Source organism: Burkholderia sp. BCC0044, assembly GCF_902832955.1.
Classification (GTDB): Bacteria; Pseudomonadota; Gammaproteobacteria; order Burkholderiales; family Burkholderiaceae; genus Burkholderia.
In genome coordinates this window covers 1,199,579-1,226,069 of the sequence record NZ_CADFDO010000001.1, presented here as the reverse complement: position 1 = coordinate 1,226,069, position 26,491 = coordinate 1,199,579, and the positions used below count along the sequence as shown (strand labels likewise).

Here is a 26,491-nt window from a genome sequence, read left to right as displayed (position 1 = left end):
AGTGCATGAACCGGTGCAAATACCGCTTGACTTGTCGGGCGGAAACGGAAAGAATGTCTCACGTTTTCGAAACATCGTTTCAAGAGTTTAACCGGCAACGATGTTTCGCGCAGTCTCTCAGGTTCTAGCACGGCCCTCGGAATGGCTAGAACTTTTTTAGCGCCACGGTCTCCGTGGCGCTTTTTTTTGCCTGTCTTTCCGACCGTCCGCCCGGACGCGTCAGGCCCGTATTATCCCCCGATCGCCGGAAACGCCGGTCCAAACCCCGTTTCGTGTCTGCATGCGCGTGGTTTGCGCCGCTCGCGCGATTGCCGCGCGCAAAAAAAAGCGCGACGCCCGCAGGGGGCATCGCGCGTCAAACGGCGTGGAGCGCCGACGAATGAACGGTGATGAAGAAAGGGGTCCGGTACGGGGCCCGGTCGGGCGCGCCCGGCTGGCGGGCAACGCCCCCTCGTGCGCGGCGGTCAGCCTTTCGCGAGCTTGATGCTGGTCTGCTCGGCGGTCAGGTAACCGACGCTGGCGCTGAAGCGGTCCTTGTAGTTCGCGCGCACCAGCGGGTCGAGCGTCGGCTTGACCTTGTCGTGCAGCGGCGATTCCCAGTCGCCCACGTGCTGGAAGTTGCTCATGATGTAGGTCCAGCCGTTGATCTCGTCGACCGCGTGCAGGCCCGTCGATTCGGCGCCGGCCGGGCACGACAGCACGCGCGAGAGCGACTTCGTGTCGACGTTGTAGGCCCACAGGAAGTTGTTCACGTGCATGCCCGAGTCTTCGCCGATGAACAGCGTGCGCAGCTTTTCGGAGAACTTCAGGTTGTCCGGGTTCGCGATCTTGTCCGGGTTCGCGAGGTTGCCGAGCGCGTCGGCCGCGGCGAGATCCTCGCCGATCAGCGCGGCCGGCGCGCCCATGTCGACCGGCACCCATTCGCTGTCGATCGCGGCGCCCGTCGTGTCGCGCTGGCCGGCCTTCAGGTTCAGCGCGTAGACGGCGCCCGCGGCGATCTTCTTGTCGACCGCGACGTCGCGCGACACCGCGTTGCCCTTGACCATCGACGTTTCGATCCGCGACATCGCCGTGTAGACGATCTTGTCCTTCGCGTTCACGGTCGTGCCTTCGAGCTTCGTGAACGCCATGCTGCCGCCGAGCAGCGCCGCGTAGCGGTGCGTCTCGAGGAACGCGGCCGCCTTTTCCATCCCCGGCTTCACGCGCATCCAGTTGAACTTGCCGCCGAAGTGGATCTTCGTGTAGCTCGCGTCGTTCGGGTCGACGGTCACCAGGTCCATGATGTCCGACGCCTTCAGCGTGTTCGCGAGCGCTTCGATCTCGCTGCTGGTCGCGTGGCCGATCTTGATCCACGTGAGCGTCGCGGTGCCCGCGCCGGCGGACGACGTCTGCGTCCACTTCGCGACGTACAGCGTGCCGGCCGACAGGTCGGCCGCCTTGTCCGCGACGAACATGAACAGGCCGCCGTTGGTCGCGTCGTCGCCCATCATCACGGTGCGCTGGTCCGGCATCACCTGGATCAGCTCGTGCGAGATGCGGCCGAGGCAGTAGTGCTTCTTCACGGTGCCGGTGCCGTCCGGGTTCACGGTGATCTCGGGCAGGTGGCCGTAGTGGTAGGGGTTCGCCTTCGTCTCGTCGCCGAACGTGTTCTTGCTGAACGCCTTGAACTGCGCGTCGGTCGCGGCCTTCGTCGCGTCCGGCTCGTATTCCTCGCTCGACAGGTGCGTGCCCCACGGCGACAGGCTCGCGCCGCAGGTGATCCACAGCCCGTGCGCCTTCGACGTGTCGACGTTGTGGTACTTCACGACCTTCAGCGCGCCGGTGGCCGGGTCCTGGTCGAGCGTGATCACCGCGATCGGCGACGGCAGCTGGCCGTACTGCGACGCGCTCGCCTGATCGCGCGTCGTGTATTCGAACTGCACGACCGCGAACACCGCGTTGCCCTTCACGCCGGGCACGTTCGCGTTCTTCAGCGTCAGCAGCGAGCTGCCGTCCGGGCAGTCGGAATAGAACTGGCGTTCCTTGCCGGCGACCGAGCGATCGATGATCGGCTGGTTGTTGATGTCGTAGTAGCCGCCCGCGAGCGTCGTGCCGCCGTTGCCGTCCGGCACCATGTCGCCCGTCACGAAGAACGGCTTGTACGCGAGCTTGAAGTTGCGCGACGAGCCGTCCGAGAACGACACCGACAGCGTCGAGCCGACCGTCGTCGTGGCCATCGCGGCCGCGTTGTCGAGCGTCGGCGCCGCCATCGCCGAGAATGCCGCGGACGTATAGGCAGCGGCGACCGGGGTGGGCGTCGACGCGGGACCGTCGTCGCCGCCGCAACCCGTCAGCAGGGCCGGCAGCGCGAGGCCGGAAAGGGGAAGCATCGGCGCGCCGGCGAGGATCTTCAGGGCCTGACGACGGGAAGCATTGGGCAACGCGGGCATGTGGAGTCCAGTTTCGGTTGTTGGAAGAATGGCCTTCGCGAGGCAGGCGAACGGCAAGCTTCGCGAAGGCGTATTGAAAACTGGACGGAAGTGTAAGGACGCTAGATGAAAGTTTTTTGAATTGAAAACGTAATGACGAATCGGGCGTCCGTCAGGTGAGCTGACGCACGCCGGTCGCAAGCGTTTGCGTTCAGTCGCGCTCGGGCGTGGCCGAGATGCGGTGGATCGACAGGTCGGCGCCGTCGAATTCGGCTTCGCGATCGAGGCGCAGGCCGACGGTCGCCTTCAGCGCGCCGTAGACGAGCGTGCCGCCCGCGGTCGCGATCGCGATGCCGCCGAGCGTGCCGACGAGCTGCGACAGGAACGACACGCCGCCGAGACCGCCGAGCGCGGGCAGCCCGAACACGCCGGCCGCGAGGCCGCCGAGCGCGCCGCACATTCCGTGCAGCGGCCAGACGCCGAGCACGTCGTCGATGCGCCACCGGTTCTGCACGCAGGTGAACATCGCGACGAACAGCGCACCGGCCGCGGCGCCCGTGACCAGCGCGCCGATCGGGTGCATCACGTCGGAGCCCGCGCAGACCGCGACGAGGCCCGCGAGCGGCCCGTTGTACGTGAAGCCCGGGTCGTTGCGGCCGGCCATCCATGCCGCCAGCGTGCCGCCGACCATCGCCATCAGCGAATTCACCGCGACGAGGCCGCTGATCTTGTCGAGCGTCTGCGCGCTCATCACGTTGAAGCCGAACCAGCCGACCGCGAGCACCCACGCGCCGAGCGCGAGGAACGGGATGTTCGACGGCGGGTGCGCGGCGATCCGGCCGTCCTTCGCATAGCGGCCGTGGCGCGCACCGAGCAGCAGCACGGCCGGCAGCGCGACCCAGCCGCCGAACGCATGCACGACGACCGAGCCCGCGAAATCGTGGAACGGCGCGCCGAACGCGTGCGCGAGCCAGGCTTGCACGCCGAAGCGCTCGTTCCAGGCGATTCCTTCGAAGAACGGATAGATGAAGCCGACGATGATCAGCGTCGCGACGAGCTGCGGGTTGAACTTCGCGCGCTCGGCGATGCCGCCGGACACGATCGCGGGAATCGCCGCCGCGAACGTCAGCAGGAAGAAGAAGCGCACGAGCGCGTAGCCGTTGTGCTGCGACAGCGTGCCGATGTCGTCGAAGAATTCGACGCCGTACGCGATCGTGTAGCCGATGAGGAAGTACGCGAGCGTCGACACCGAGAAGTCGACCAGGATCTTCACGAGCGCGTTGACCTGGTTCTTCTTGCGGACCGTGCCGAGTTCGAGAAATGCGAAGCCCGCGTGCATCGCGAGCACCATGACGGCACCGATCAACAGGAACAGTGTGTCGACGCCGGATTTCAGACCATCCATGCCGTGGCTTCCTTGCGCAAAAAACGGGCGAGGAATGCAAGTATCGAGCCAACCTGGTGAACGGCTGCGTGGAATTGGTGCCGCGGATACCGTGCGATGCGGCATTCCGGTGAATCATGCACGGGATCGGGGCGTGATCGACACTGACCGACGGGCCCGTCGGGCGCACGCGTGTGGTGCGGTGTGTGCCGAACTGGTGCGTACGACGAATGAAGCGGTGCGCGGCGGCGCGTTGCCGCGCACCGATCTGGCGCGTCAGTGGCGCGCGAACAGCGCGGGCGGCCGGCGCAGCCGCAGCGCGCACGCCGACCAGTAGACGGCGACGGTCATCAGGCCGAGCGCGGCGAACGCGAGCGCCGCGAAGCCCGCGAGCGACTGGCCGTCGCCGTCGGCGCCGAGGATGCCTTGCGCGACGATCAGCGCGGCCGTCCAGAAACCGATCACGGCCTGCGCGAGCAGGCGCGCACAGGCGATGCGGCGCGGGCGTCCGGATTCGGCGAGGCGGCGCGCCGACGGCGCGCGCAGGCACAGGAACAGGGTGGCGGCGAGCAGCGCGGCCAGGGCGATGAGCCAATCGATGAGGAAAGCCATGACGAGGAAAAGGGGGCACGCAGGAGGCGGATCGAAGCGTGCCCACTTTAGAGGCGTGGCGCCTGCGATTGAATCAGACGAATCCGAAATTGAAAGGCATTTTTAATGGTGAGTCGTCAGTGGGCCTGTTCCACAGGCGGTATCATCGACACCGGTCCAACCACGAGGTCGTGCCCCGCGCGGCCGGAGATTGCTGATGAACATGAAGACATCGCGGGCGCGTCGCGTGCCCGGGTCCGTGCTGGCGGCCGTGGCCGCCGGTGCGCTGCTGTTGCTCGCGGGCTGCGAGAAGTCCGGCACGCCGGCCGCGCAACCCGATACGGCCGCGAGCGCGGCCGCCGATGCCGCGAACAATGCGGCCAAGGCGCTCGACCAGGTGGCGAGCACCGTCAATCAACAGATCAACGCGGCGAAGGCCGGCATCGCGTCCGCGGCGTCGGCCGTGCCGCCGTTGTCCGCGAGCGGCCTCGCGTCGGCCGCGCAGGCGCAGATCGACGCGGCGGCGTCCGCGGTCGTCGCGCATGCGGCTTCCGAAGCGGGCGCGAAGATCGCCGAAGCCGGCAAGAAACTCCAGCAGTGGAGCCAGCAGAGCGCCACGGGGGCGAAGCCCGCGAGCAGCGAATGACGCGGGCTTGCACGATCCTCAAAATGTAATTATGATTGTTACACATGTCGCCGGCTGCAGGTCGGGCCGGCGTCGCCGAGTGAGTCAGGAATGAATACCAGCAGCCGGTTTGCGTTTGCCGTTCACGTGCTCGCCTTGCTGTCGATGCAGGAAGGCGTGCCGTTGTCGTCCGACATCATCGCGGGCAGCGTGAATACGAATCCGGCGCTGATTCGCCGGTTGCTGTCGATGCTGGCGGCAGCAGGCCTGACCACGTCGCAGCTCGGCGCGGGCGGCGGCGCGCTGCTGGCGCGCGAGCCCGGCGAGATCACGCTGCTCGACGTGTATCGCGCGGTCGACGAGGCGCAACTGTTCGCGCTGCACCGCGAGACGCCGAATCCGGCGTGTCTCGTCGGGCGGCACATTCAGGGCGTGCTGACCGGCTATATCGGCGACGCGCAGCGCGCGATGGAGGCTTCGCTCGCCACGCGCACGCTCGTCGACGTGACGGCCGACATGCTGGATCTGGAACAGCGCGCGCAACGGGCGGCGCGCGCCGGCGGGTAACCGCCGACGGGTGTCCGACGGCGGGCAGGGCAGGGCAGGAAGCCGGACGGCGCGTACGCGCGGCGACCGGTGCAACGGGGGGCTTCGCCCCGTTTTTTTCGGTCTTATATGTAATTAACTGTGTTACATATTTTTATTTCTGGAGAATCGATATGACGCAACGTTCGTTGAATATCGCGCTGTTCGGCGCCACCGGCACGATCGGCTCGCGCATCGCGGCGGAAGCCGTGCGGCGCGGCCACCGCGTCACGGCGCTGTCGCGCCATCCGGGCGCATCCGGCGACGGCATCACCGCGAAGGCGGCCGACCTGTTCGACGCGGCCAGCATCGCGGCCGCGCTGCCGGGCCATGACGTCGTCGCAAGCGCGTACGGCCCGAAGCAGGAAGATGCGGCGCAGGTCGTCGCCGCCGCGAAGGCGCTGGTCGCCGGCACGCGTCAGGCCGGTTTGAAGCGGCTCGTCGTGGTGGGCGGCGCCGGTTCGCTCGAAGTCGCGCCGGGCAAGCAGCTCGTCGACACCGAAGGTTTCCCGGACGCGTACAAGCCGCAGGCGCTCGCGCACCGCGACGCGTTCGACTACCTGAAGACGGTCACCGATCTCGACTGGACCTTCTTCTCCCCGGCCGCGCTGATCGCGCCGGGCGAGCGCACGGGCACGTTCCGCACGGGCGTCGGCAAGCTGATCGTGGACGCGCAAGGCAACAGCAAGATCTCGGCGGAAGACTACGCGGTCGCGTTCGTCGACGCGCTCGAGCAGGACAGCTTCGTGCGCGAGATCGCGACGGTCGCGTATTGAGCTATTGAGCGGTAGAGCGGCATGACGGCCGGCGGCGTGTGAGCGCCGGCCGGGGCGCGACGCGCAAGCCGCGCCGCGCCGAGCAGCAATTTCAGGCGATTCCACCCGCGCGGGTGGCGTCGCCTGTTTCCTTTGGCGCGGCGAGTGCATGACGGATCGGTATTTACACCGGTCGACGCGCCGAGACAGTTTTCATATTGTTCCCCGTCGGGCAGGATGAATAGAATAAATTTCTATCGACGAGGGAATGGAGAAATGGACGCCATCGATCGCAAGCTGCTGGAGCTGCTGCAGGCGGATGCCACGCTGCCGATCGCGGAGCTGGCACAGCGCGTGAACCTGTCGCAGACGCCGTGCTGGAAGCGCGTGCAGCGGCTGAAGGAAACCGGCGCGATTCGCGCGCAGGTCGCGCTGTGCGATCCGCGCAAGCTCGGCGTCGGCACGACCGTGTTCGTCGCGATCCGCACGAACCAGCACACCGAGGAATGGGCGCAGCGTTTCACGCAGGCGGTGCGCGACATGCCGGAAGTGGTCGAGGTCTACCGGATGAGCGGCGAGACCGATTACCTGCTGCGCGTCGTCGTGGCCGGCATCGACGACTACGACCGCGTCTACAAGCAACTGATTCGCACGGTGCCGCTGTTCGACGTCAGTTCGTCGTTCGCGATGGAGCAGATCAAGTATTCGACCGCGCTGCCGGTGCGCGATCTGGCCGAGCCCGCCTGACGGGCCCACCGTGGCGGCCGCGCCGGCGGCGCGGCTTCAGCGGCCGCGCGCCAGGGCGCGCGCGCGTTCGTCGGCCAGCGCGTCGCGGCGCACGAAATCCGCGACGAACGGGCTGGCCGGATGATGATGCAGCGCATACGGCGTATCCCATTGCGCGAGCTGGCCGTCCTTCATCACGCCGATCCGGTCGGCGATCGCGAACGCTTCCGCCTGATTGTGCGTGACGAGGATCGCGGTGTGGCCCGTGTGCTTCAGGATGTCGCGGAGCTCGAACGCGAGCCGCTCGCGCGTATCGACGTCGAGATTCGAGAACGGCTCGTCGAGCAGCAGCAATTCCGGCGACGGCGCGAGGGCGCGCGCAAGCGCGACGCGCTGCTGCTGGCCGCCCGACAGTTCGTGCGGATAGGCGTCGCCGGCATCGGCGAGGCCGACGAGGTCGAGCATCGCCGCGACGCGCCGGCGCCGTTCGGCCTTCTGCGTGCGCCGCAGGCCGAACGCGACGTTGTCGGCCGCGCTCAGGTGCGGGAACAGCGCGTAATCCTGGAACATCATGCCGATCCGCCGTCGCTCGGGCGGCACGTCGAACGACGGCGCCGCGACCGGCGTGCCGTCCAGCACGATGCGCCCCATGCGCACGGGTTCGAAGCCGGCGATCGCGCGCAGCACGGTGGTCTTGCCGCAGCCGGACGCGCCGAGCAGGCAGCCGATGTCGCCGCGCGGCAGCGCGAGGCTCAGGCCGTCGACCACGGTGCGGCGGCCGTGCGGCGTGTCGTAGGCGACGCAGAGGTCGTCGAGTTCGAGCAGGTTCACGGTGTCAGGCTCCGATCTTGTGACGGGTGCGGGCGAGCAGGATCACGGGCACAAGTCCGGCCAGCACGATCGCGAGCGCGGCGACCGCGCCTTCTTCATAGGTGCCGCGCGCGGCTTCCGCATACAGCCAGGTCGCGAGCGTGTCGAAGTTCAGCGGGCGCAGCAGCAGCGTGGCCGGCAACTCCTTCATCGCGTCGACGAATACCAGCAGCGCGCTCGTCGTGAGTGCGGGCCGCAACAGCGGCAGGTGGACGCGACGCAACGTGCCGCCGGCCGTCTCGCCGAGCGAGCGCGCGGCCTGCTCGAGCGACGGCGGGATGCGCGCGAGGCCGGCCTCGATGCCGCCGGCCGGGATCGCGAGGAAACGCACGGTATAGGCGATCACGAGCGCGGTGGCCGAACCCATCAGCAGCAGACCGTCGCGGCCGAGCGCCGCGCCGAACAGCCGGTCGGCCGCCGCGAACGGAATCAGCAGGCCGATCGCGAGCACGGTGCCCGGCACCGCGTAACCGAGGCTCGCGATCCGCGCGCACAGCCGGGCCGGGCCCGCACGGGCGCTGTCGCGCCGCGCGCGCGCGGCCCATGCGACGACCAGCCCGCACGCGAGCGTCGCGGCGGTGGCGGCGGTCGCGATCGTCAGCGTGTTCGCGAGCCCCGTCATCAGTTGCGCGGACACGCCGCCGACGAGGTGCAGCCGCTTGGCCGTTTCGACCGCGAGGTACGCGGCCGGCGCGCCGAAGCCGAGCAGGACGGGCAGCCAGCCGAGCACCGCGGCGCCGAGCGCGGCCGAGCCGCTCAGGCGGCGCGGCGCGATCGGCCGCATGCGCCGGCCGTGCGCGTAGCGCTGGCGGCGGCGCCCGTAGCGTTCGAGCGCGATCATGCCGACGACGATCGCGAGCATCGCCAGCGCGATCTGCGCGGCGCCGGCGAGATCGGAGCGCGTGATCCACGTCGTATAGACGGACACGGTCAGCGTCTGCATGCCGAGGAATTCCGACGCGCCGATATCGTTCAGCGTTTCGAGCAGCGCGAGGCTCACGCCGACCGCGATCGCCGGCCGGGCAAGCGGCACGACGACGCGCCAGAATGTCGCGAGGCGGCCGGCGCCGAGCGTGCGCGCGGCTTCGAGCAGGCTCGCGGATTGCGTGACGAACATCGCGCGCGTGCTCAGATAGACATACGGATACAGCACGAAGCCGAGCACGAAGATCGCGCCCGGCAGCGAGCGCAGGTCGGGCAGGCGGAACTGGCGCGGGCTGTCGAAGCCGAGCAGCCAGCGGATCGCGCCCTGCACGGGGCCAATCGGATGCAGCAGGTCGAGATACGCGAACGCGACGATGTAGGTGGGCACCGCGAGCGGCAGCAGCAGCGCCCAGGTCAGGATCCGGCGGCCGGGAAAGTCATAGGCGGTGACGAGCCATGCGCAGCCGGTGCCGACGATCGACACGATCGTGCCGACCCCGGCGAGCAGCAGCAGCGTATTGACGAGCGCCTGCGGCAGCACGAATTCGGCGAGATGCCGCCAGTGCGCGAGATCGGCGTCGAACGCGGCCGCCACGAGCACCGCGAGCGGCGCCGCGACCGCCGCGGCGATCGTCAGCGCCGCGAGCAGCCACAGGCTGCCCGCGCGTGGCCGTAGCCGCGGACGCGGGCCGCGCGGCTCGTCAGAAGCGCGGGCAGCAGGCGATGCGTCAGTTGTCAAAGCCGACCTTGTCGACGAGCTGGCTCGCCTGCTTGCGATGCTTCGCGATATCCGCCAGCGGCAGCGGGTCGACCTTCAGCGCGCCGAAGCTCGCGATCACCGGGTCGAGCTTCACGTTCGCGCGCACCGGGTATTCGTAGTTCGCCTGCGCATACAGCGCCTGCGCTTCCGGCGACACCAGGTATTCGAGCAGCTTCACCGCGTTGGCCTTGTGCGGCGCGTGCTTCGCCACCGTCGCGCCGCTGATGTTCACGTGCGTGCCGCCGCTCTTTGCGTTCGCGAACGTCGGGCGCACGACCTTGATCGCGTCGCCCCATTTGCGCGCATCGCTGCCGGCTTCCGCATTCTTCATGTGGCCGACGTAGTACGCGTTCGCGAGGCCGACGTCGCAGATCCCGCCGAGGATGTCGCGCGCGACGTCGCGGTCGCCGCCCGTCGCCTTGCGGGCGAGATTCGCCTTCACGCCGCGCAGCCATGTCTCGGTCGCGGCCTCGCCGTCGTGCGCGATCATCGCGGCGACGAGCGCGGTGTTGTACGGATGCTGGCCCGACCGGATGCAGACCTTGCCCTTCCATTTCGGATCGGCGAGATCCTCGTAGCGGAACGCATCGACCTTCAGGTCCTTTTCGACGTACAGCACGCGGTCGCGCAGCGACAGCGCGTACCAGTCGCCGTTCGCGCCGCGCAGGTTCGCGGGAATCGCGTCGTCGAGCGCCTTCGAGCGCACCGGTTGCGTGACGCCGCCGTCGACGAGGTCGAGCAGGTTGCCGACGTCGACCGTCATCAGCACGTCGGCCGGCGACTGCGCGCCTTCCGCCTTCACACGCTCGAGCAGGCCGTCCTTCACGAACACCGTGTTCACCTTGACGCCGCTCTGCTTCGTGAACGCGTCGATGAGCGGCTGGATCAGCTTCGGCTCGCGGGTGGTGTACAGGCTCACTTCCTCGGCCGCCTGGACAAGCGGTGCGAAAGTGGCGGCGGCAACGGCGAGGGCGCCGGCGAGCGGCAGCAGACGGGTGCGCGGATTCGACATGGAGACTCCGGTGCGGCAGGTGGACGAGGGAGCGTTCCGGGGCGCGCCTGCCGCCCGAGCGACCTGGAACATTACAAAATGAAAGACTCTGGATTCTAAATCGAAATGGGAACGATTAACAAACGAAAGCTTGCGGAAAGCGGGGGAGAAGCCGGGGGCGGAGATCGGCGAACCGGGCGGCGCAGCGCGGGCGCCAAGCGCGTAGAATGCCCGCTTCGACGAATTCGACGGAGCCGCACCGACCATGAACGATCAGCGCAAGAAGAACCCTGTCCGCAACGTGAGCATCCTGATCGTCGTGGCCGTGCTGCTCGTGATCGGGACGATCCTGTACAACGCGATTTCGCAGAAGCACGCGTACGACGAGGCCCATCCGGCCGAGGCCGCGAGCGCGGCGTCGCACTGACGCGGCGGTGCGCGGCCCGGTCGGGTCGCGCACTGGGCATGCAGATGGAGTCGATCCGCGGCTTCCGGCGCGACGGGCGCCGCGCGGAACCGGGCAGCGGAAGGCGCGTTGGAACCGGCGCGCCTTCCGGGCCGGTCAGCCGTGCGTCAACGTGACGCAGCGGCGAATTTCGGGCGGATCCGTGCGTAGAACACGGCCGCGAGCAGCGCGAGCCACGCCGCGCCGACATACAGCGCGACGCGCGTATCCTCGAACCAGCCGAGCATCACGATCACGAAGCCCATGAATGCGATCGTCAGCGCCGGCGCGACGGGCCACAGCGGCACCTTGAACTTCAGCGCGGCGACTTCGGCGCGCGACAGGCGACGACGCATCGCCACCTGCGACAGCAGGATCATCAGCCACACCCACACGGTCGCGAACGTCGCGATCGCGGCGACCACCAGGAACACGTCCTTCGGCATCAGGTAGTTGAGCAGCACGCCGACCAGCAGCGCGCCGGCCATCACGAGCACCGTGACCCACGGCACGCCGTGGCGCGACGTCGTCGTCAGCACGCGCGGCGCCTGGCCCTGCCGCGCCATCCCGAACATCATCCGGCCCGCGCCGAAGATGTCGCTGTTGATCGCCGAGATCGCCGCGCTGATCACGACGAGGTTCAGGATCGTCGCGGCCGATTTCACGCCGAGCGCCGAGAAGATCTGCACGAACGGGCTGCCGTCGCTGCCGACGCCCGTCCACGGGCTGATCGACATCAGCACGACCATCGTCAGCACGTAGAACAGCAGGATGCGTGCGGGCACCGCGTTGATCGCGCGCGGAATCACGCGCTCCGGGTCCTTCGCCTCGCCGGCGCTCATCCCGATCACCTCGATCCCGCCGTACGCGAAGATCACGACCGACAGCGATGCGATCAGCCCGCCGACTCCGTTCGGGAGGAAGCCGCCATGGTTCCACAGGTTCGCGAACGTCGGCACGTCGGCCGAATGGCCGAAGCGCATGCCGGTCAGCAGGATCGCGACGCCGCCGCCGATCATCGCGACGATCGCGCCGACCTTGATGATCGACAGCCAGAATTCGAGCTCGCCGAACACCTTCACGTGGCACAGGTTCAACCCGCAGATGATCGCGACGACGCCGAGTACCCAGATCCATTGCGGCACGTCCGGAAACCAGAAGCCCATGTAGATGCCGAACGCGGTGATGTCGGCGATCGCGACGATCACCATTTCGAGCGTGTAGGTCCAGCCGGTGACGAAGCCCGCGAACGGGCCGAGGTTCTCGGTCGCGTAGTGGCCGAACGAGCCCGCGACGGGTTCGCGCACGGCCATCTCGCCGAGCGCGCGCATCACCATGTAGACGGCCGCGCCGCCGAGGAGATACGCGAGGATCACGGCCGGGCCGGCAAGCTGGATCGCGGACGCCGAACCGTAGAACAGGCCGGTGCCGATCGCCGAGCCCAGCGCGAGAAAGCGGATGTGCCGCGCGCTCAGGTGGCGCTGCAAGTTTTTCATCGAGTCTCCGATATCGTTATGCGACGAACCTGGCGAGCGGGGCCGGTTCGACTGCGTCAAGTTGTCTATACAACTTGAATGTGAACGAATGATAACAAGCCGGACCCGGTGACCGGAATCGGGTATTCCCTGACTGGCGCGGCGAGCGGAACGGGGCGTGGGGCGGTCGCGCGCTGAATGCGCGCGCCGCATGGAGCGGGTAGAGCATGCTTCGGGGGATCGTTGAATCGAAGCGCGCCGGCAGGCCGAGCCGCGTCGTGCGCGGGCCGGCCTGCCGGCGCGGACATCCGGAGGTCAGGCCGGCAGGCGGATCACGCTCGCATCCTTGCGGATCAGCAGCGACGACGCGAGCATCTGCTTGCACTGATGCGCGAGCACCTTCAGGTCGTGCGTGAGCTCGGCGCCGACCGCCTCGGATTTTTCCGCGGACACGACCATCGCATCGAGATCGCGCGTGATCTGCTTCGACGTTTCGAGCTGGTCGGCAGGCGGCGGCTCGCCGGCCTCGGCCTTCTCGAGATTGTCGAGCACGGCGGCGAGGCCGCGCTGCAGCGCATCGTCGTGGACGAGGCCGCCGTCGGCCGCGCATGCGCTGCGGATCAGCGGCGCGGCAGCCGTGATCTGCGCGCCGAGCACGTGCGTCTGCACGAGCAGGTCGTTCAGTTCGGGCACGAAACGCTGGTGCGCCTTCGGCTCGATCATCATCCGCTGGAACGCCTGCCCGAGGTTCGCGAACGCGATGTGCACGTCCTTGCGCGCGAGCCGGTAGCGGTAGTCGTCGTCGAGGCTGGCCGTCGGGGATTCGATCACGGCGGCGACGCCCGCGACGACGGCGGCGCCGTCGGCGGTCGGCACCGGCACCGGCGGCGACATGCCGCGCCCGGCGCGCCACACGGCCTCGAAATACTTGCGGGTGGACGTCAGCATGTCGGTGACGAGCTTGCCCATCAGCCGGTATTCCCAGTACGGGAACAGCCGGCTCGCGGCGATCGCGATCATGCAGCCGACCACCGTGTCGATCGCGCGCTCGCCGATGATCCGCATGCTGCCCGGCGCGAGCAGGTGGAACATCAGCAGCACGTACGACGACGTGAACACGACGCTCGCCGCATAGTTGAACAGCAGCAGGCTGTAGCTCATCACCATCGACCCGAACATGATCGCGATCAGCAGGTGCGTATCCTTGACCGTGTAGATCAGCGCGACGCTCGCCGCGCAGCCGATCAGCGTACCGACGATACGCGCCGCGTTGCGCTGCTTGGTCAGCGAGTAGCCGGGCTTCAGGATGATGATGGTGGTCATCACGATCCAGTACGCGTTGGTGAGCGGCAGCAGCCGGCCGATCCAGAAGCCGACCGCCACGGCGATCGTCACGCGCAGCGCATGGCGAAAGCTCGGCGAGCGCATGTTCAGGTTCGAGAAGATCAGCAGCGGCGACATGCGGCGGCGCTGCAGGAAGCGCGTGAGCGCCTTGTCGATCTTCAGTTCGGTTTGCTGCGGATCGGTGTGGCCCGACAGGTTGCGACGCATCCGGTCGATCAGGCGCGTCGCGCTCCAGATGCGCCGGAACGTCGCGAGCACGGCCGCATAGGCTTCCGCGTTGGTGGCCGCGAAGTTCTTCTTGCGCATCAGCTCGATCTCGTACTCGATCGCGCGCAGCTCGGCCTTCACGCTGATGTGCGAATGCGGCGCGCGGTTTTCGAGCACCGAGAGGCCGACCTCCTCGAGATCGGCGGCGGCCTTGCGGATCAGGTCGCGATAGAAAATGATCAGGTCCGAGCCGCCGAACGTATTGCGCACGAGCGGGTAATCGGTGTGCGCACCAACGAACAGCTCGTGCAGGTCGACGCTGTTGATGAACAGGTTGTACATCGTGGTGCGGCCGGGATCGAGCTTGCCGCGCCGCAGCTTCGGCAGGTTGCGCAGCACGATGTCGCGCGCGGTTTCCTGCGTTTCGACCGCGGTGATCTGCCGGGCGACGAGATTGCGGTAGCACTCGTCGAGATCGGCGTCGAGATCGTAGAACTGCGCGCGCGCGAGCAGGTAGTCGGCACAGGCGAACAGGCTTTCGGCCAGCGCCTGCTGCTCGATCCGGCGCGCCTGCCATTGCGACACGAGCGTGGCCCAGTACGTGTACCAGAGGCCGCCCGCGAGAATCCAGCCGGCGTTGACGAACGCCTGCAGCGGCGTGAATTGCTCCTCGAGCGTCATCACCATCATGAACAGCGTCGCGAAGCTGATCTGCGGCCAGCGGTTGCCGTAGACGACGATCAGCGACAGCACGAACGTGAGCGGCACGATCGTGAGCCACAGCGCGAAGATGTTCGGTGTCGCGAGGCCGGTCGCGAGCGCGGCGAGAAAGCCGATCACGCTGCACGCGAGCATTTCGTTGTGCTTGTACTTCAGCGGGCCCGGCATGTCGACCACGCACGCGCCGAGCGCGCCCGTCGAGATCGTGAAGCCGAGCTCCCGGTTGTGAAACACGATCAGGCACAACACGGCCGGCAGCGACACGCCGACCGCGATCCGCAGGCCGCCGAAAAAGTACTGGCTGTAGAAAAACTTTCTGATTTCGACCGAATAGCGCATCGATGGGCTGAATGACAGACGAAGACGCCGGGGCGGCGTATTGACTGGCGACGAGTCTATCGTATTTCGCGTTCCGCAAAACCTGGCTGTCCGGCCGAGGTTTGCGGCGGCGGCCCATTTGCTATCCTTGGTGATCCTGTTCGCCCGGCCCCGCCGGTGCGAGGTTCCGACGCCCGCTTCATGCTCCATCTCTTCTATTCGAACCGTCACGAAACGCTGGCCGACGCGCTGCTCGAGGATCTGGCCGCGTTCCCGGCCCGCAACGGCCCGTGGGCGCCGCAACAGGTCATCGTGCCGAGCGCGGCGCTGCGCCGCCGCCTCGAGCTCGACATCGCCGCGCGCAATGGCGTGTGCGCGAACGTCGAGTTCACCTATCTCGCGCAGTGGCTGTGGGCGCAGATCGGCCGCGTGCTGACGGTGCCCGCGCGTTCGCCGTTCGCGCCCGACCGGCTCGTGTGGCGCTGCTACCGGCTGTTCGCGCAGCCGGCCGACGGCGCGCCGTGGCTCGCGTCGCCGCGGCTCGCCGCGTATCTGTCGGCCTCCGACGACGCAATGCGCTACGAGCTGGCCCATCGCGTCGCGGCCGTGCTCGATCACTACCTGACCTACCGCCCCGAATGGCTAGCCGCGTGGCAGGCCGGCGAATCGGTGCTCGCGGGCGACGGCGCGCCGCGCGGGATCAGCGACGCCGCGCGCGACGACGAGCGCTGGCAGGCCGCGCTGTGGCGTGCGCTGCTGGCCGAGCTGAGCGACAGCGGCACGCCGCCCGCGCACCGCTTCCTCGTCGAAGCGCGCCATCTCGATGCCGATGCCGTTGCACGCGCCGACTGGCCCGAATCGGTCAGCGTGTTCGCGCTGCCGACGATGCCGCCGCTGCACGTCGCGCTGCTGCGCGAACTGTCGCGCTGGATCGACGTGCGCGTCTATGCGCTGAACCCGTGCCGCGAATTCTGGTTCGACATCGTGACCGCCGCGCACGCCGAGGCGCTCGATGCGGCCGGGCGGCGCGACTACCAGGAAGTCGGCCATCCGCTGCTCGCCGAATGGGGCAGGCAGACGCAGGCGCAATTGCACATGCTGCATGAGCTGACCGAAAGCGCCGCGTCGGGCGATGCGTCGCGTTTCGTCGAGAATCCCGCGCCCACCTGGCTCGCGCGCGTGCAGAACGCGATTCTCGAACTGCAGCCGGAGGCCGAAATCGGCGATACGCCGGTCGAGCGCGGGATCGAGGTGCACGTGTGCCACAGCCTCGCGCGCCAGCTCGAGGTGCTGCACGACCGGCTGCTCGCATGGTTCGACGCCGATCCGAGCCTGCAGCCGTCCGACGTGCTCGTCGCGGTGGCCGATCTCGCCGCGGCCGGGCCGCTGATCGACGCGGTGTTCGGCACGGCCGGCGCCGGTGGCGCGCGCGTGCCTTACCGGATCACCGGCCTGCCGCCGTCGCAGGCGAACCCGGTCGCACGCGTGCTGCTCGACTGGCTCGCGTTGCCGGAGCGGCAGGTCGGCGCGCCGGAGCTGGTCGAGTGGCTGCGCGTGGATGCGGTGGCCGCGCGCTACGACATCGACGCGGCCGCGCTCGAAACGGTGCAGAGCTGGCTCGCGGCCGCCGGCGCGCGGCGCGGGCTGTCGCCGCTCGCGAGCGACGACGCGGCCGTGCCCGCGCCGCGCCATACGTTCTCCGATGCGCTCGCGCGGCTCTTTCTCGGCTATGCGATGCCCGAAGGCGCGGCGCCGATCGGCGCGTGGCTGCCGATCGAGGCGGCCACCGGCAGCGAGGCCGAACTGCTCGGCCGGCTCGCTCGCTTCACCGACGATCTCGACGGCTTCGCGCGGCGGCTTGCGGAGTCGCACACGCCGCGCGGGTGGAGCGAGCTGTTTGCCGACACGCTCGCGCGCTTCTTCGATTCGGGTGCCGCGCATGCCGACGCGCTGGCCGGCGTGCGCGACGCGCTCGACGCGATGCTGGCCGCGATGACGGAGGGTGCGCCCGACGAGGCGTTGCCGGCGGCCGTCGTCCGCGCGGGGCTCGCGGCGGCGCTCGACGATCCGGCCCGCGGCGGCGTGCCGTGGGGCGGCGTCACGTTCTCGTCGCTGACGAGCTTGCGCGGGCTGCCGTATCGCGTCGTCTGCCTGCTCGGAATGGACGATGGCGTGCTGCCGAGCCTCGCGCGCGCGGACGAATTCGACCTGATGGCCGTGCTGCCGAAGCTGGGCGACCGGCAGCGCCGCGACGACGAGCGCAATCTGTTTCTCGATTTGCTGCTGGCCGCGCGCGACCGGCTGCTGATCGCCTATACGGGCCGCAGCATTCGCGACAATGCGCCGTTGCCGCCCGCGGCGCTCGTCGACGAACTGCTCGATCATCTGGCGGACGTCACGGCCGGGCCGGGCGCCGCACCGGACGCGGTCGATGCCGCGCGCCGTGCGTTCATCGTCGAGCATCCGCTTCAGCCGTTCGCGGCCGCATACTTCCAGCCGGGCAGCGAACTCGTTTCGTACGACGCGGAGCGGGCGACGCTCGCGTCGCTGCTGGCCGCCGAAGCGTCGCGCGACGGGCCGCGCGAGCAGCCGTTCTTCGCGCAGCCGCTGCCGGCCGAGCCGGTCGAGCCCGTCGCGTTCAGCGAATTCGAACGCTTCTGGCGGCATCCGGCGCGTGCGCTGTTGCGCGGGCGGCTCGGCATCGTGCTCGCCGACGCGCAGGCCGAACTGCTCGATACCGAGCCGTTCGCGCTGGACTTCGCCGGCAGCGACGCGCTGGCCGAGCGCGTGCTGCCGCTTTTGATCGAAGCGGGCGACGGCGGCGTGCACGATCACGCGCTGCGCATCGCGGATGCGAGCCCCGAACTGCCCGGCGGCGCGACGGGCGCGGTGTGGCGCGACCAGGCGCTCGGTTCGATGACGCAGCTTGCGTCGAACGTGCGCCGTGCGCTGGCCGACGGTATCGAGCGGCGGCCGTTCTCGCTGACCGTCGTGCCGACGTGGCCCGACACCGAGCAGGCGCTGTTCGGCGCCGACGACGCGATGCTGGCGGCCGACGCGGTGAGCGCGCCGCTCGAATTGCACGGCACGCTGAACCGGCTGACGCCGGCCGGGCAGGTCATCTACCGCTATGCGCGGCCGAGCGCGCGCGACTACCTGTCCGCGTGGCTCGCGCATCTCGTCTACTGTGCGATCGAGCCGGGCGGCCCGCGCCGCACGCTGTGGTTCGGCAGCGGCGGCGCGTTCGAGCTGACGCCTGTGGCCGCGCCGCTCGAACGGCTCGCGCCGCTGGCCGCGCTGTTTCGCGCGGGGCGGCGCATGCCGCTGCGGTTTTTCCCGCGCAGCGCGTGGGCGAGGGTGTCCGACGGCGAGGCGAAGGCCGCGAGCGTGTGGATCAACGAGCGGGTCGTGAGCGAAGCCGACGATCCGGCGATCGCGATCGCGTGGCGCGGTGCGCATCCGTCGCTCGACGAGCCGTTCGGCACGCTTGCGCGGCTCGTGTTCGAGCCGCTCGTCGAGCATCTGAAGGAGGTCGCATGAGCGCCGTATCACAGCAGCAGGCGCTCGAACTCGACGTGTTCGCGTGTCCGCTCGACGGCGTCAACCAGATCGAGGCGTCGGCCGGCACCGGCAAGACCTGGAACATCTGCGCGCTGTACGTGCGCCTGCTGCTCGAAAAGGATCTCGGCGCGGACCAAATCCTCGTCGTGACCTTCACGAAAGCGGCGACGGCCGAGCTGCACGAGCGGATTCGCAGCCGGCTCGCGCAGCTCGCGCATGCGCTCGACACGGGCGACGACGGCGGCGATCCGTTCATCGCGCGCCTGCTCGAGACCACGCTCGGCGAAGACGGCGCGCTCGACCCCGAGACGGCCGCAAAGCGGATCCGCCGCGCGCTGCGCGCGTTCGACCAGGCCGCGATCCATACGATTCACGCGTTCTGCCAGCGTGCGCTGCAGGAAGCGCCGTTCGCGGCGGCAATGCCGTTCGCGTTCGACATGGAAGCCGACGATGCATCGCTGCGCTTCGAACTCGCGGCGGATTTCTGGCGCATGCGCGTCGAACCGGCGGCCGCGCGCTGGCCGGGCTTCGCGACCTGGCTCGTCGAATCGGGTGCCGGCCCGGCGGCGCTCGATGCGCAGCTCGCGCGCCGGCTGAAGAAGCCGCTCGCCGCGCTGCGCTGGGATGGCGTGACCGAGCCGGACGAATCGGCCGAAGCGGCGGCGGCCGAATGCTTCGCGGAGGCCGCGCGGATGTGGGCGGCCGAGCGCGACGCGATCGATGCGCTGCTGCGCGCCGCGCAGCCCGCGCTCAATCAGCGCTCGCACAAGCCCGACGCGGTCGCCGATGCGCTCGCCGCGTGGGGCGTGCATTTCGAGCAGGGCGACGCGACGGCCGCACTGCCGAAAGCCGCACTGAAGCTCACGCAAACCGCGCTGACCAAGGCGACGAAAAAAGGCGGTGCGACGCCCGCACACGCGTTCTTCGACGTGGCCGACGCGCTCGAAGCGGCCGTGGCCGCCGCCGAGGCCGCGCAGCGCGCGCGCTGGCTCGCGCTGATCGCCGAATGGCTCGACATGGCGCCGGGCGAGCTGGCCGAGCGCAAGCGCACGCGGCGCGTCGTATCGTTCGACGATCTGCTCGCGAACCTGTATCACGCGCTGCACGCGCATCCGTGGCTCGCCGAGACGCTGCGCGCACGCTATCCAGCCGCGCTGATCGACGAATTTCAGGATACCGATCCGCTGCAGTTCGCGATCTTCGACCGGATCTTCGCGCCAGGCGGCCCGCTGTTCCTCGTCGGCGATCCGAAACAGGCGATCTACAGTTTCCGCGCGGCCGATCTGCATACCTATCTCGCCGCGCGCGCACGGGCGAGCGCGTGCTACACGCTCGCGGTCAACCAGCGCTCGACGCCCGCGATCGTCGATGCGTGCAACCGCTTCTTCATGTCGAATCCGCGCGCGTTCGTGCTCGACGGGCTCGACTATTACGCGGTGCGCGCCGGCACGCGCGTGCGTGCGCCATTCGTCGACGAAACCGATCCGGGTCCGGCCGGCGATTTCCGCGTGTGGGCGCTGCCGGGCGGTGAAAGCATGCTGCTCAAGCGCGATGCGCAAGCGCAGGCTGCGCAGGCCTGCGCAGCCGAGATCGCGCGACTGATGCGCGGCGCGCGTGAAGGGCGCGTGCGGTTGGGGAGCACGCCGTTGTCGCCGGGCGACATCGCGGTGCTCGTGCAGACCCACCGGCAGGGCAGCCTCGTGAAGCGCGTGCTCGCGACATGGGGCATCGGCAGCGTCGAGCTCGCGCAGGCGTCGGTGTTCTCGACCGGCGACGCCGAGCAACTCGAACGCGTGCTGGCGGCGATCGATGCGCCGGGCGACCTGCGGCGTCTGCGCGCGGCGCTCGCGTCCGACTGGTTCGGGCTCGATGCCGGCGCGCTGTGGCGCATGGAGCAGGGCGACGGCGATGCGCCACCCGGCGCGTCGGCGGCCGACAGTGCCGACGCGATGAGTTGGGTCGAGCGCTTTTCGCGGTATCGGCTGCAGTGGCGCGAACGCGGCTTCGCGGTGATGTGGCGCACGTTCACGCGCGAGCTGCGAATCGCCGAGCGGCTGATGGCCGGTGCGGACGGCGAGCGCCGCGTGACCGACATCAACCATCTGGCCGAGTTGACGCAGGCGCGTGCATCCGCGCAGCCGGGCATCGCGCCGACGCTGCGCTGGCTCGCCGCGCAACGGCTCGACGGCGGCGGCGAGGAAGCGCAACTGCGGCTCGAATCCGATCGCAACCTCGTGCAGATCGTCACGGTGCACAAGTCGAAGGGACTCGAATACGCGATTGTGTTCTGTCCGTTCCTGAACGACGGCGCACTGCGCGAGCCGCCTTCGTCCGCGCTGCCCGATGCGCGCGAGTATCACGACGACGCGGGCGATGCGGTGCTGCATTACGGATGCGACGACGAAGCGGCCGCGCACGCGGCGCGGCAGGCGCTGCGCGAGCAGGCCGCGGAACGCGCGCGGCTCGTCTACGTGGCGCTCACGCGCGCGGTCTATCGCTGCTATGTCGTGGCCGGCCCCTACCTGTCGTCGCGCTCGACGCGCGAAGCGCGGCGCAGCGTGCTCAACTGGCTCGTCGCGGGCGCCGGCCATGCGTTCGATGCGTGGCTCGACGAGCCGCCCGACGAAGCCGCGCTCGATGCGGCGTGGCACGCGCTCGCGGGCGGCCCCGTGAGCGTCGCGCCGCTGCCGGTGCCTGCGCGCCGCGAGCGTCTCGCGGCCGGGCACGACGCGTCGCAGACGCTCGCGGCGCGCCATGCGACGCGCGTGCTGCGCGATGCGTGGCGGATGGCGAGCTTCAGCTCGCTGACCGCGTCGATGGCGCGCGAGGAGGCGGGCGTCGCGGCCGTGCCCGACGACGAACTGCGGCCCGATCACGATGCGCTTGCTGCCGTGACGCCGGACGGCGAACTGATACTGGCCGACACGGTCGTGGCCGAGCCGCCGGACGACGACATCCTCATGTTCCCGCGCGGCGCGGCGGCCGGCGAATGCCTGCACCGCCTGTTCGAGCTCAGCCGGTTCACGGAGCCCGAATCGTGGCACAAGGCCGCGCTCGGCGCGCTGCACGACCGGCCGGTCGAGGCCGGGCCGGAGCTTGCGACGCGCCTGCCGGCGATGATGGCGCGGCTCGTCGACGACGTCGTGCACACCGAGCTCGTGCCGGGCATGCGGCTCGCCGATCTCGATCCGGCGAAGCGGCTCGACGAAATGGGTTTCCTGTTCCCGGCGCCGTCGCTCGACCTGCTGGCGCTGCGCCGGCTGCTGGTCGCGCACGGCTATCCGGACGTGGCACTGGAGGCGGGCACGCTCGCCGGTTTCATCAAGGGTTTCATCGACATGATCGTCGAACACGACGGCCGTTTCTGGATCGTCGACTGGAAGTCGAACCACCTCGGCACGACGCCGGATGCCTACGGCCCGCGCGCGCTCGACGTCGCGATGGCCGACCACGCGTATCACCTGCAGGCGCTGCTCTATACGGTCGCGCTGCATCGCTACCTGCGCGGCCGGCTGCCCGATTACGACTACGACACGCACATCGCGGGTTACCTGTACCTGTTCGTGCGCGGCGTGCGGCCTGGCTGGCGCAGTGGCGGCGAGCCGGCCGGCGTGCATGCGCGACGGCCCGCGCGCGCGCTCGTCGACGCGCTCGACCGGATGATGGAAGGGGGCCGCGCATGACCGCGTCCGACGACATGCTCGAATTCACCGGCGGCCTCGTCGCGCGGCTGCCCGAGCCGGCCGATTTCGGCATCGCGCTCGCGGAAGGCTTCGCGCGCCGCATCGGCGATCTCGCGCGACGTGCCGGTGCGCCGTCCGCGGCGGCACGCTGGGCGGCGCGCGCCGCGTTCGCGACGAGCCGCGCGACCGCCGGCGGCCACGTGTGCGTCGCGCTCGGCGCGCTCGCGCAGCGTTACGAGGCGCCGCTCGATGAGGTGCGCGCGGCGCTTGCCGCGAGCGGGGTGGTCGCGTTCGGCACGCTCGCGCGCGGCGACGAGCGGCCGCTGATCGTCGACCGGCTCGATCACCTGTACCTGTCGCGCTATTTCGATTACGAACGGCGGCTCGCCGATGCGCTCGTCGCGCAGGCCGGTGTCGCCGCGCCGGACGAAGGCCTGTCGCCCGACCGGTTGCGCGACAGTCTCGCCCGCTACTTCGGGCCGGCCAGCGGCGAAGTCGACTGGCAGCGCGTCGCGGCGATCGTCGCACTGACGGGCCGCGTGACGATCGTCAGCGGCGGGCCGGGCACGGGCAAGACAACGACCGTCGTCGGCGTGTTGGCCTGCCTGCTCGACGCGCACCCGGGGCTGCGCATCGCGCTGGCCGCACCGACCGGCAAGGCCGCGCAACGGATGCAGGAGGCGCTGCAGGCGCGCGCCGGCGATCTGCCGCCCGAGCTTGCGGCGCGTCTGCCCGACACGTCGTACACGCTGCATCGGCTGCTGGGCGGCGGCGGGGCGGCCGGCTTCCGGCATCATCGCGACAATCCGTTGCCGTACGACCTGATCGTCGTCGACGAGGCGTCGATGATCGACGTCGCGCTCGCCGCGCATCTGCTCGACGCGCTCGCGCCGGGCGCGCGGCTCGTGTTGCTGGGTGACAAGGACCAACTGGCCGCGGTCGAGGCCGGCGCCGTGTTCGCGGAGCTGAGCGCGCGACCGGCGTTCACCGTCGCGGCGCGCATGCGCATCGCGCAAGCGCTGGGCATCGACGAGGCGACGTTCGTCGCGGCGTTGCCGGTGCCGGACGAAGCCGCGCCGGCAGCGGTTCCGGCCGCGCAGCCGGTTTCCGCTTCCGCACGTGCTCCGGCGTCGCCATCGGCGTCTGCTCCCGTTTCGCGCAAATCGGCACCTCGGCCAAAAGTCGATGCGCGGCAGGCGTCGCTCTTCGACGACGAACCACAGGATAACGAAGTGTCGCCGGCCGACATCGACATCGTGCCGCCACCGTCCACCGCGTCCGCACCGATCGATGCCGGCGCGCCAGACGGCAATGCGCCCGCCTGGATCGAACCCGACGACCTCGCATGGCTCGACGCCGTCGAGCTGCCGCCGTTCGACGCAGACGACGCGGCGCTTGCACCGGCGACGGCGACGGCGACGACGGCCGCGTCGCCATTGACCGGCGAAGCCGTTGCCGCGTCCGCCGGCACGCCCGCTCCGGCGCCGCTCGCCGACTGCGTCGTGTGGCTCGAACGCAATTACCGCTTCGGTCTCGATTCGCCGATCGGGCGGCTGTCGCTGGCGATCCGCCGCGGCGACGTACAGGCCGCGCTGGATGCGCTACCCGCCGACGATTCGGCCGCCGCGTCGTTTCACGACGATGCGGGCGACATGCTGGCGTCGTCGACGGTCGAGCGGCTCGCACGGCGCTTCGGCGCCTATCTCGACGCGTTGCGCGACGCGCTGGCCGCGCCGGTGCCCGATCCGCTGCCGCTGTTCGACGCGCTCAACCGGTTCCGGATCCTGTGCGCGACCCGCAGCGGCTCGCGCGGCGCCGAACACGTCAATGCGCTGGTGGCCGCGCATGTGCGGCAGGCGGCGCGCGTACCGCTCGCGGTCGGCGCGCACTGGTTCACCGGGCGGCCGATCATGGTCACGCGCAACGACTATGCGCTGGGCCTGTTCAACGGCGACATCGGCATTGCGCTGCCCGACGCGCACGGCGTGCTGCGCGTGTGGTTCCGGCGCGCGGACGGCACCGCGCGCGCCGTGTCGCCGGCTGCGCTGCCGCCGCACGAAACGGCGTTCGCGCTGACGGTGCACAAATCACAGGGCTCGGAATTCGACGAAGCGGCACTCGTGCTGCCCGCGTCGTTCGGCCGGGTGCTCACGCGCGAGCTCGTCTACACGGCCGTCACGCGTGCCCGCATGCGCGTGCAGGTGATCGGGCCGCGGCGCGTGCTGGCGCAGGCGGTCGCGACGCGCACGCAGCGCGATTCGGGGCTCGCGGCCCGCGTCGACGAGGCGCTCGCGCGGCGCCGCACGGAGGCTTCGCGATGATGATCCGCTATACGCTCGATCCGGCCGACGTCGAATGGACGGCCGTGCGCGCGCAGGGCGCGGGCGGGCAGAACGTGAACAAGGTGTCGAGCGCGATTCATCTGCGCTTCGACATTCGCGCGTCGTCGCTGCCGCCGGTCCTCAAGGAGCGGCTGCTCGCGCTGTCCGACCAGCGCATCACGCGCGACGGCATCGTCGTGATCAAGTCGCAGGAATATCGGACGCAGGAGAAGAACCGCGAGGCCGCGCTTGCACGGCTCGATACGCTGATCGGCAGCGTCGCATACACGCCGCGTGCCCGGGTCGCGACGCGGCCGACGCGCGCGTCGAAGGAGCGGCGGCTCGAGCACAAGTCGCGCCGCAGCGTGGTGAAGTCGGGGCGCGGGAAGGTGATCGACTGACGAACGAAGGCGGGCGGCGCCCGTCGCAGGCGAACGAACGTCCGCCATGCGCGCCGGCTACCGCATCACGGTTCCGGCGCTGTCGAGCACGAAGTCGACGCAGAACACGACGAGCCGGCTCTGCGCGCGGATCGCGACGGCGGCCGTATAGCAGTCGCGGCCTTCCGTCAGCGAGAAGTGCGGGCCCATCAGCGCGACGCGCCCGGGGGCGGCGATCGCGCGCTGGAAATACGGGCGCCGCGACCAGTTGCTGTGGGTTTCCGGGAACAGCGGTGCGAGACGGGTGACGCTCGCCTGGTTGTCGTCGAGCGGCGCGCCGATCGACGGCAGGAACTGTTCGCCGGTCTCGTCCGTGACGAACACGCGACGCGCGGCCGGCACCGTGAACACGCGTTGCGCGGCGTCCTGCAGGTTGCCGCTCGCCGAAAACGCGGCCGCGCCGCCGAGCACGAGCCGTTCGATCGCGTCGAAGCCCGGCTGCTCGGGGGCCACCGGCGTGTGCCGGCGAGCGATGAAGCGCCGCCACGCGGCGTCGAGCATCGCGGGCGCGGCCGCGCTCGCGTGCGCGATCGAGGCATCGGGCTGGCCGAACTGGAAGCCCTGCACGAAATCGATGTCGGCTTCCATCAGCGCCTGCAGCGCGTCGTCGCTTTCGACGCCTTCGGCCAGCACCATCGCGCCGGCCTGGTGCAGCATCGACACGAGGTGATGCATGATGCGGCGATCGTCGGCCGAGCCGGTCGAGCGCTCGACGAGCGAGCGGTCGAGCTTCACGATGTCGGGCCGCGCCCGCCACACGCGGTCGAAGTTCGAGAAGCCGGTGCCGAAATCGTCGATCGCGATCAGGAAATCGCGATGCTGGATCATGTCGATCGTGCGCGCCAGCGCGGCTTCGTCGCGCGCCGGCTGTTCGATCACTTCCAGCACGATGCGATTCGGCGGCAGGGCGAAATGCCGGCACAGCGCCTCGACGAACTCGCGTTGCACGAGGCCCGTGTCGAGCACGCGCGGCGTCACGTTCAGGAACAGCCATCCGTCGCCGATGCCTTGCGTGACGAAGTTGGCCGTGTGCAGGCAGCGCGCGAGCCGGTCGAGCAGCAGCGCGTCGGCATCGCCGCGCGTCTTGTCGAACAGGGCGGTGGGCGACGCCAGCGTGCCGTTGCCGTCGACGACGCGCAGCAGCGCCTCGTAGCCGACGACGCGCTTGTGCGTGATCGACAGCACGGGCTGGAACACGCTGCGCAATGTCGTGGTGCGATAGGTGGCGAGCCAGCCTTGGGGTGTCGGCGTGAGGCGTTCGAGCAGGGCGTCGAGCGACAGGTCGCGGGGCTTCATGTCAGCGGTGCCCGGGCGCGGGCGGCGGGGCGGCGGCGCACCGCCACGCCGATGCAGCCGCA

Annotated in this window: 18 protein-coding genes; 9 read left to right on the top strand and 9 right to left on the bottom strand. The window is 69.6% G+C overall.

Annotated elements, in window-relative coordinates:
- Positions 1 to 464 precede the first annotated feature (464 nt).
- From HWX14_RS05395 to HWX14_RS05385, 3 genes are all read right to left on the bottom strand, one after another.
- The gene (locus HWX14_RS05395; RefSeq protein ID WP_175881849.1) at positions 465 to 2,429 is read right to left on the bottom strand and encodes an alkaline phosphatase PhoX; all 1,965 of its coding nucleotides are present in this window, start codon (positions 2,427 to 2,429) and stop codon (positions 465 to 467) included.
- Positions 2,430 to 2,619: 190 nt separating this feature from the next.
- On the bottom strand, positions 2,620 to 3,813 hold the full coding sequence (locus HWX14_RS05390; RefSeq protein WP_175881848.1) for an ammonium transporter: 1,194 nt from the start codon (positions 3,811 to 3,813) through the stop codon (positions 2,620 to 2,622).
- Between the two features lie 255 nt (positions 3,814 to 4,068).
- Entirely contained in the window at positions 4,069 to 4,404 is a 336-nt protein-coding gene (locus HWX14_RS05385; protein WP_175881847.1) for a hypothetical protein, read from the bottom strand.
- A 196-nt stretch (positions 4,405 to 4,600) separates the two neighbouring features.
- On the opposite strand from HWX14_RS05385, the gene HWX14_RS05380 reads away from it, so the two are divergent.
- From HWX14_RS05380 to HWX14_RS05365, 4 genes are all read left to right on the top strand, one after another.
- A complete protein-coding gene (locus HWX14_RS05380; RefSeq protein ID WP_175881846.1) occupies positions 4,601 to 5,029 on the top strand; it encodes a hypothetical protein in 429 nt (142 codons plus the stop codon).
- A gap of 90 nt (positions 5,030 to 5,119) precedes the next feature.
- Complete coding sequence (locus tag HWX14_RS05375) at positions 5,120 to 5,575, top strand: Rrf2 family transcriptional regulator (protein ID WP_175881845.1); 456 nt, start codon at positions 5,120 to 5,122, stop codon at positions 5,573 to 5,575.
- Positions 5,576 to 5,727: 152 nt separating this feature from the next.
- Complete coding sequence (locus HWX14_RS05370) at positions 5,728 to 6,369, top strand: NAD(P)H-binding protein (protein ID WP_175881844.1); 642 nt, start codon at positions 5,728 to 5,730, stop codon at positions 6,367 to 6,369.
- A 255-nt stretch (positions 6,370 to 6,624) separates the two neighbouring features.
- Complete coding sequence (locus tag HWX14_RS05365; RefSeq protein WP_006484401.1) at positions 6,625 to 7,095, top strand: Lrp/AsnC family transcriptional regulator; 471 nt, start codon at positions 6,625 to 6,627, stop codon at positions 7,093 to 7,095.
- Between the two features lie 36 nt (positions 7,096 to 7,131).
- On the opposite strand, the gene HWX14_RS05360 is transcribed toward HWX14_RS05365, so the two are convergent.
- The 3 genes from HWX14_RS05360 to HWX14_RS05350 form a co-directional block, all read right to left on the bottom strand.
- Positions 7,132 to 7,905, bottom strand: a complete 774-nt coding sequence (locus HWX14_RS05360; protein ID WP_175881843.1) for an ABC transporter ATP-binding protein — start codon at positions 7,903 to 7,905, stop codon at positions 7,132 to 7,134.
- A 4-nt stretch (positions 7,906 to 7,909) separates the two neighbouring features.
- Positions 7,910 to 9,523 carry an iron ABC transporter permease gene (locus HWX14_RS05355; protein WP_244130179.1) on the bottom strand — a complete coding sequence of 538 codons (1,614 nt, stop codon included), beginning with the start codon at positions 9,521 to 9,523 and terminating at the stop codon, positions 7,910 to 7,912.
- Between the two features lie 73 nt (positions 9,524 to 9,596).
- A complete protein-coding gene (locus HWX14_RS05350) occupies positions 9,597 to 10,640 on the bottom strand; it encodes a Fe(3+) ABC transporter substrate-binding protein (protein WP_175881841.1) in 1,044 nt (347 codons plus the stop codon).
- 244 nt (positions 10,641 to 10,884) lie between these two features.
- On the opposite strand from HWX14_RS05350, the gene HWX14_RS05345 reads away from it, so the two are divergent.
- Positions 10,885 to 11,046: a hypothetical protein gene (locus HWX14_RS05345; protein ID WP_006476417.1), complete on the top strand. Its 162-nt coding sequence runs from the start codon at positions 10,885 to 10,887 to the stop codon at positions 11,044 to 11,046.
- A gap of 146 nt (positions 11,047 to 11,192) precedes the next feature.
- Here the strand turns inward: HWX14_RS05345 and HWX14_RS05340 are convergent, their stop codons facing one another.
- Positions 11,193 to 12,560: an amino acid permease gene (locus HWX14_RS05340; RefSeq protein WP_175881840.1), complete on the bottom strand. Its 1,368-nt coding sequence runs from the start codon at positions 12,558 to 12,560 to the stop codon at positions 11,193 to 11,195.
- A 294-nt stretch (positions 12,561 to 12,854) separates the two neighbouring features.
- A complete protein-coding gene (locus tag HWX14_RS05335; RefSeq protein ID WP_175881839.1) occupies positions 12,855 to 15,149 on the bottom strand; it encodes an FUSC family membrane protein in 2,295 nt (764 codons plus the stop codon).
- Between the two features lie 180 nt (positions 15,150 to 15,329).
- Between HWX14_RS05335 and recC the strand changes: the two genes are divergently transcribed.
- The 4 genes from recC to arfB are packed head-to-tail and all read left to right on the top strand — an operon-like array spanning position 15,330 to position 25,094.
- Positions 15,330 to 18,668, top strand: coding sequence for an exodeoxyribonuclease V subunit gamma (gene recC, locus HWX14_RS05330; RefSeq protein WP_175881838.1), 3,339 nt, complete (start codon positions 15,330 to 15,332; stop codon positions 18,666 to 18,668).
- Positions 18,665 to 22,372: an exodeoxyribonuclease V subunit beta gene (gene recB, locus HWX14_RS05325; RefSeq protein ID WP_175881837.1), complete on the top strand. Its 3,708-nt coding sequence runs from the start codon at positions 18,665 to 18,667 to the stop codon at positions 22,370 to 22,372. Before recC ends, recB begins: the two co-directional genes overlap by 4 nt.
- Positions 22,369 to 24,693: an AAA family ATPase gene (locus HWX14_RS05320; protein WP_175881836.1), complete on the top strand. Its 2,325-nt coding sequence runs from the start codon at positions 22,369 to 22,371 to the stop codon at positions 24,691 to 24,693. Before recB ends, HWX14_RS05320 begins: the two co-directional genes overlap by 4 nt.
- On the top strand, positions 24,690 to 25,094 hold the full coding sequence (gene arfB / locus HWX14_RS05315) for an alternative ribosome rescue aminoacyl-tRNA hydrolase ArfB (protein WP_175881835.1): 405 nt from the start codon (positions 24,690 to 24,692) through the stop codon (positions 25,092 to 25,094). Before HWX14_RS05320 ends, arfB begins: the two co-directional genes overlap by 4 nt.
- 57 nt (positions 25,095 to 25,151) lie before the next feature.
- Here arfB and HWX14_RS05310 read toward each other — a convergent pair whose 3' ends face one another.
- Positions 25,152 to 26,429 carry an EAL domain-containing protein gene (locus tag HWX14_RS05310; RefSeq protein WP_175881834.1) on the bottom strand — a complete coding sequence of 426 codons (1,278 nt, stop codon included), beginning with the start codon at positions 26,427 to 26,429 and terminating at the stop codon, positions 25,152 to 25,154.
- Positions 26,430 to 26,491 lie beyond the last annotated feature (62 nt).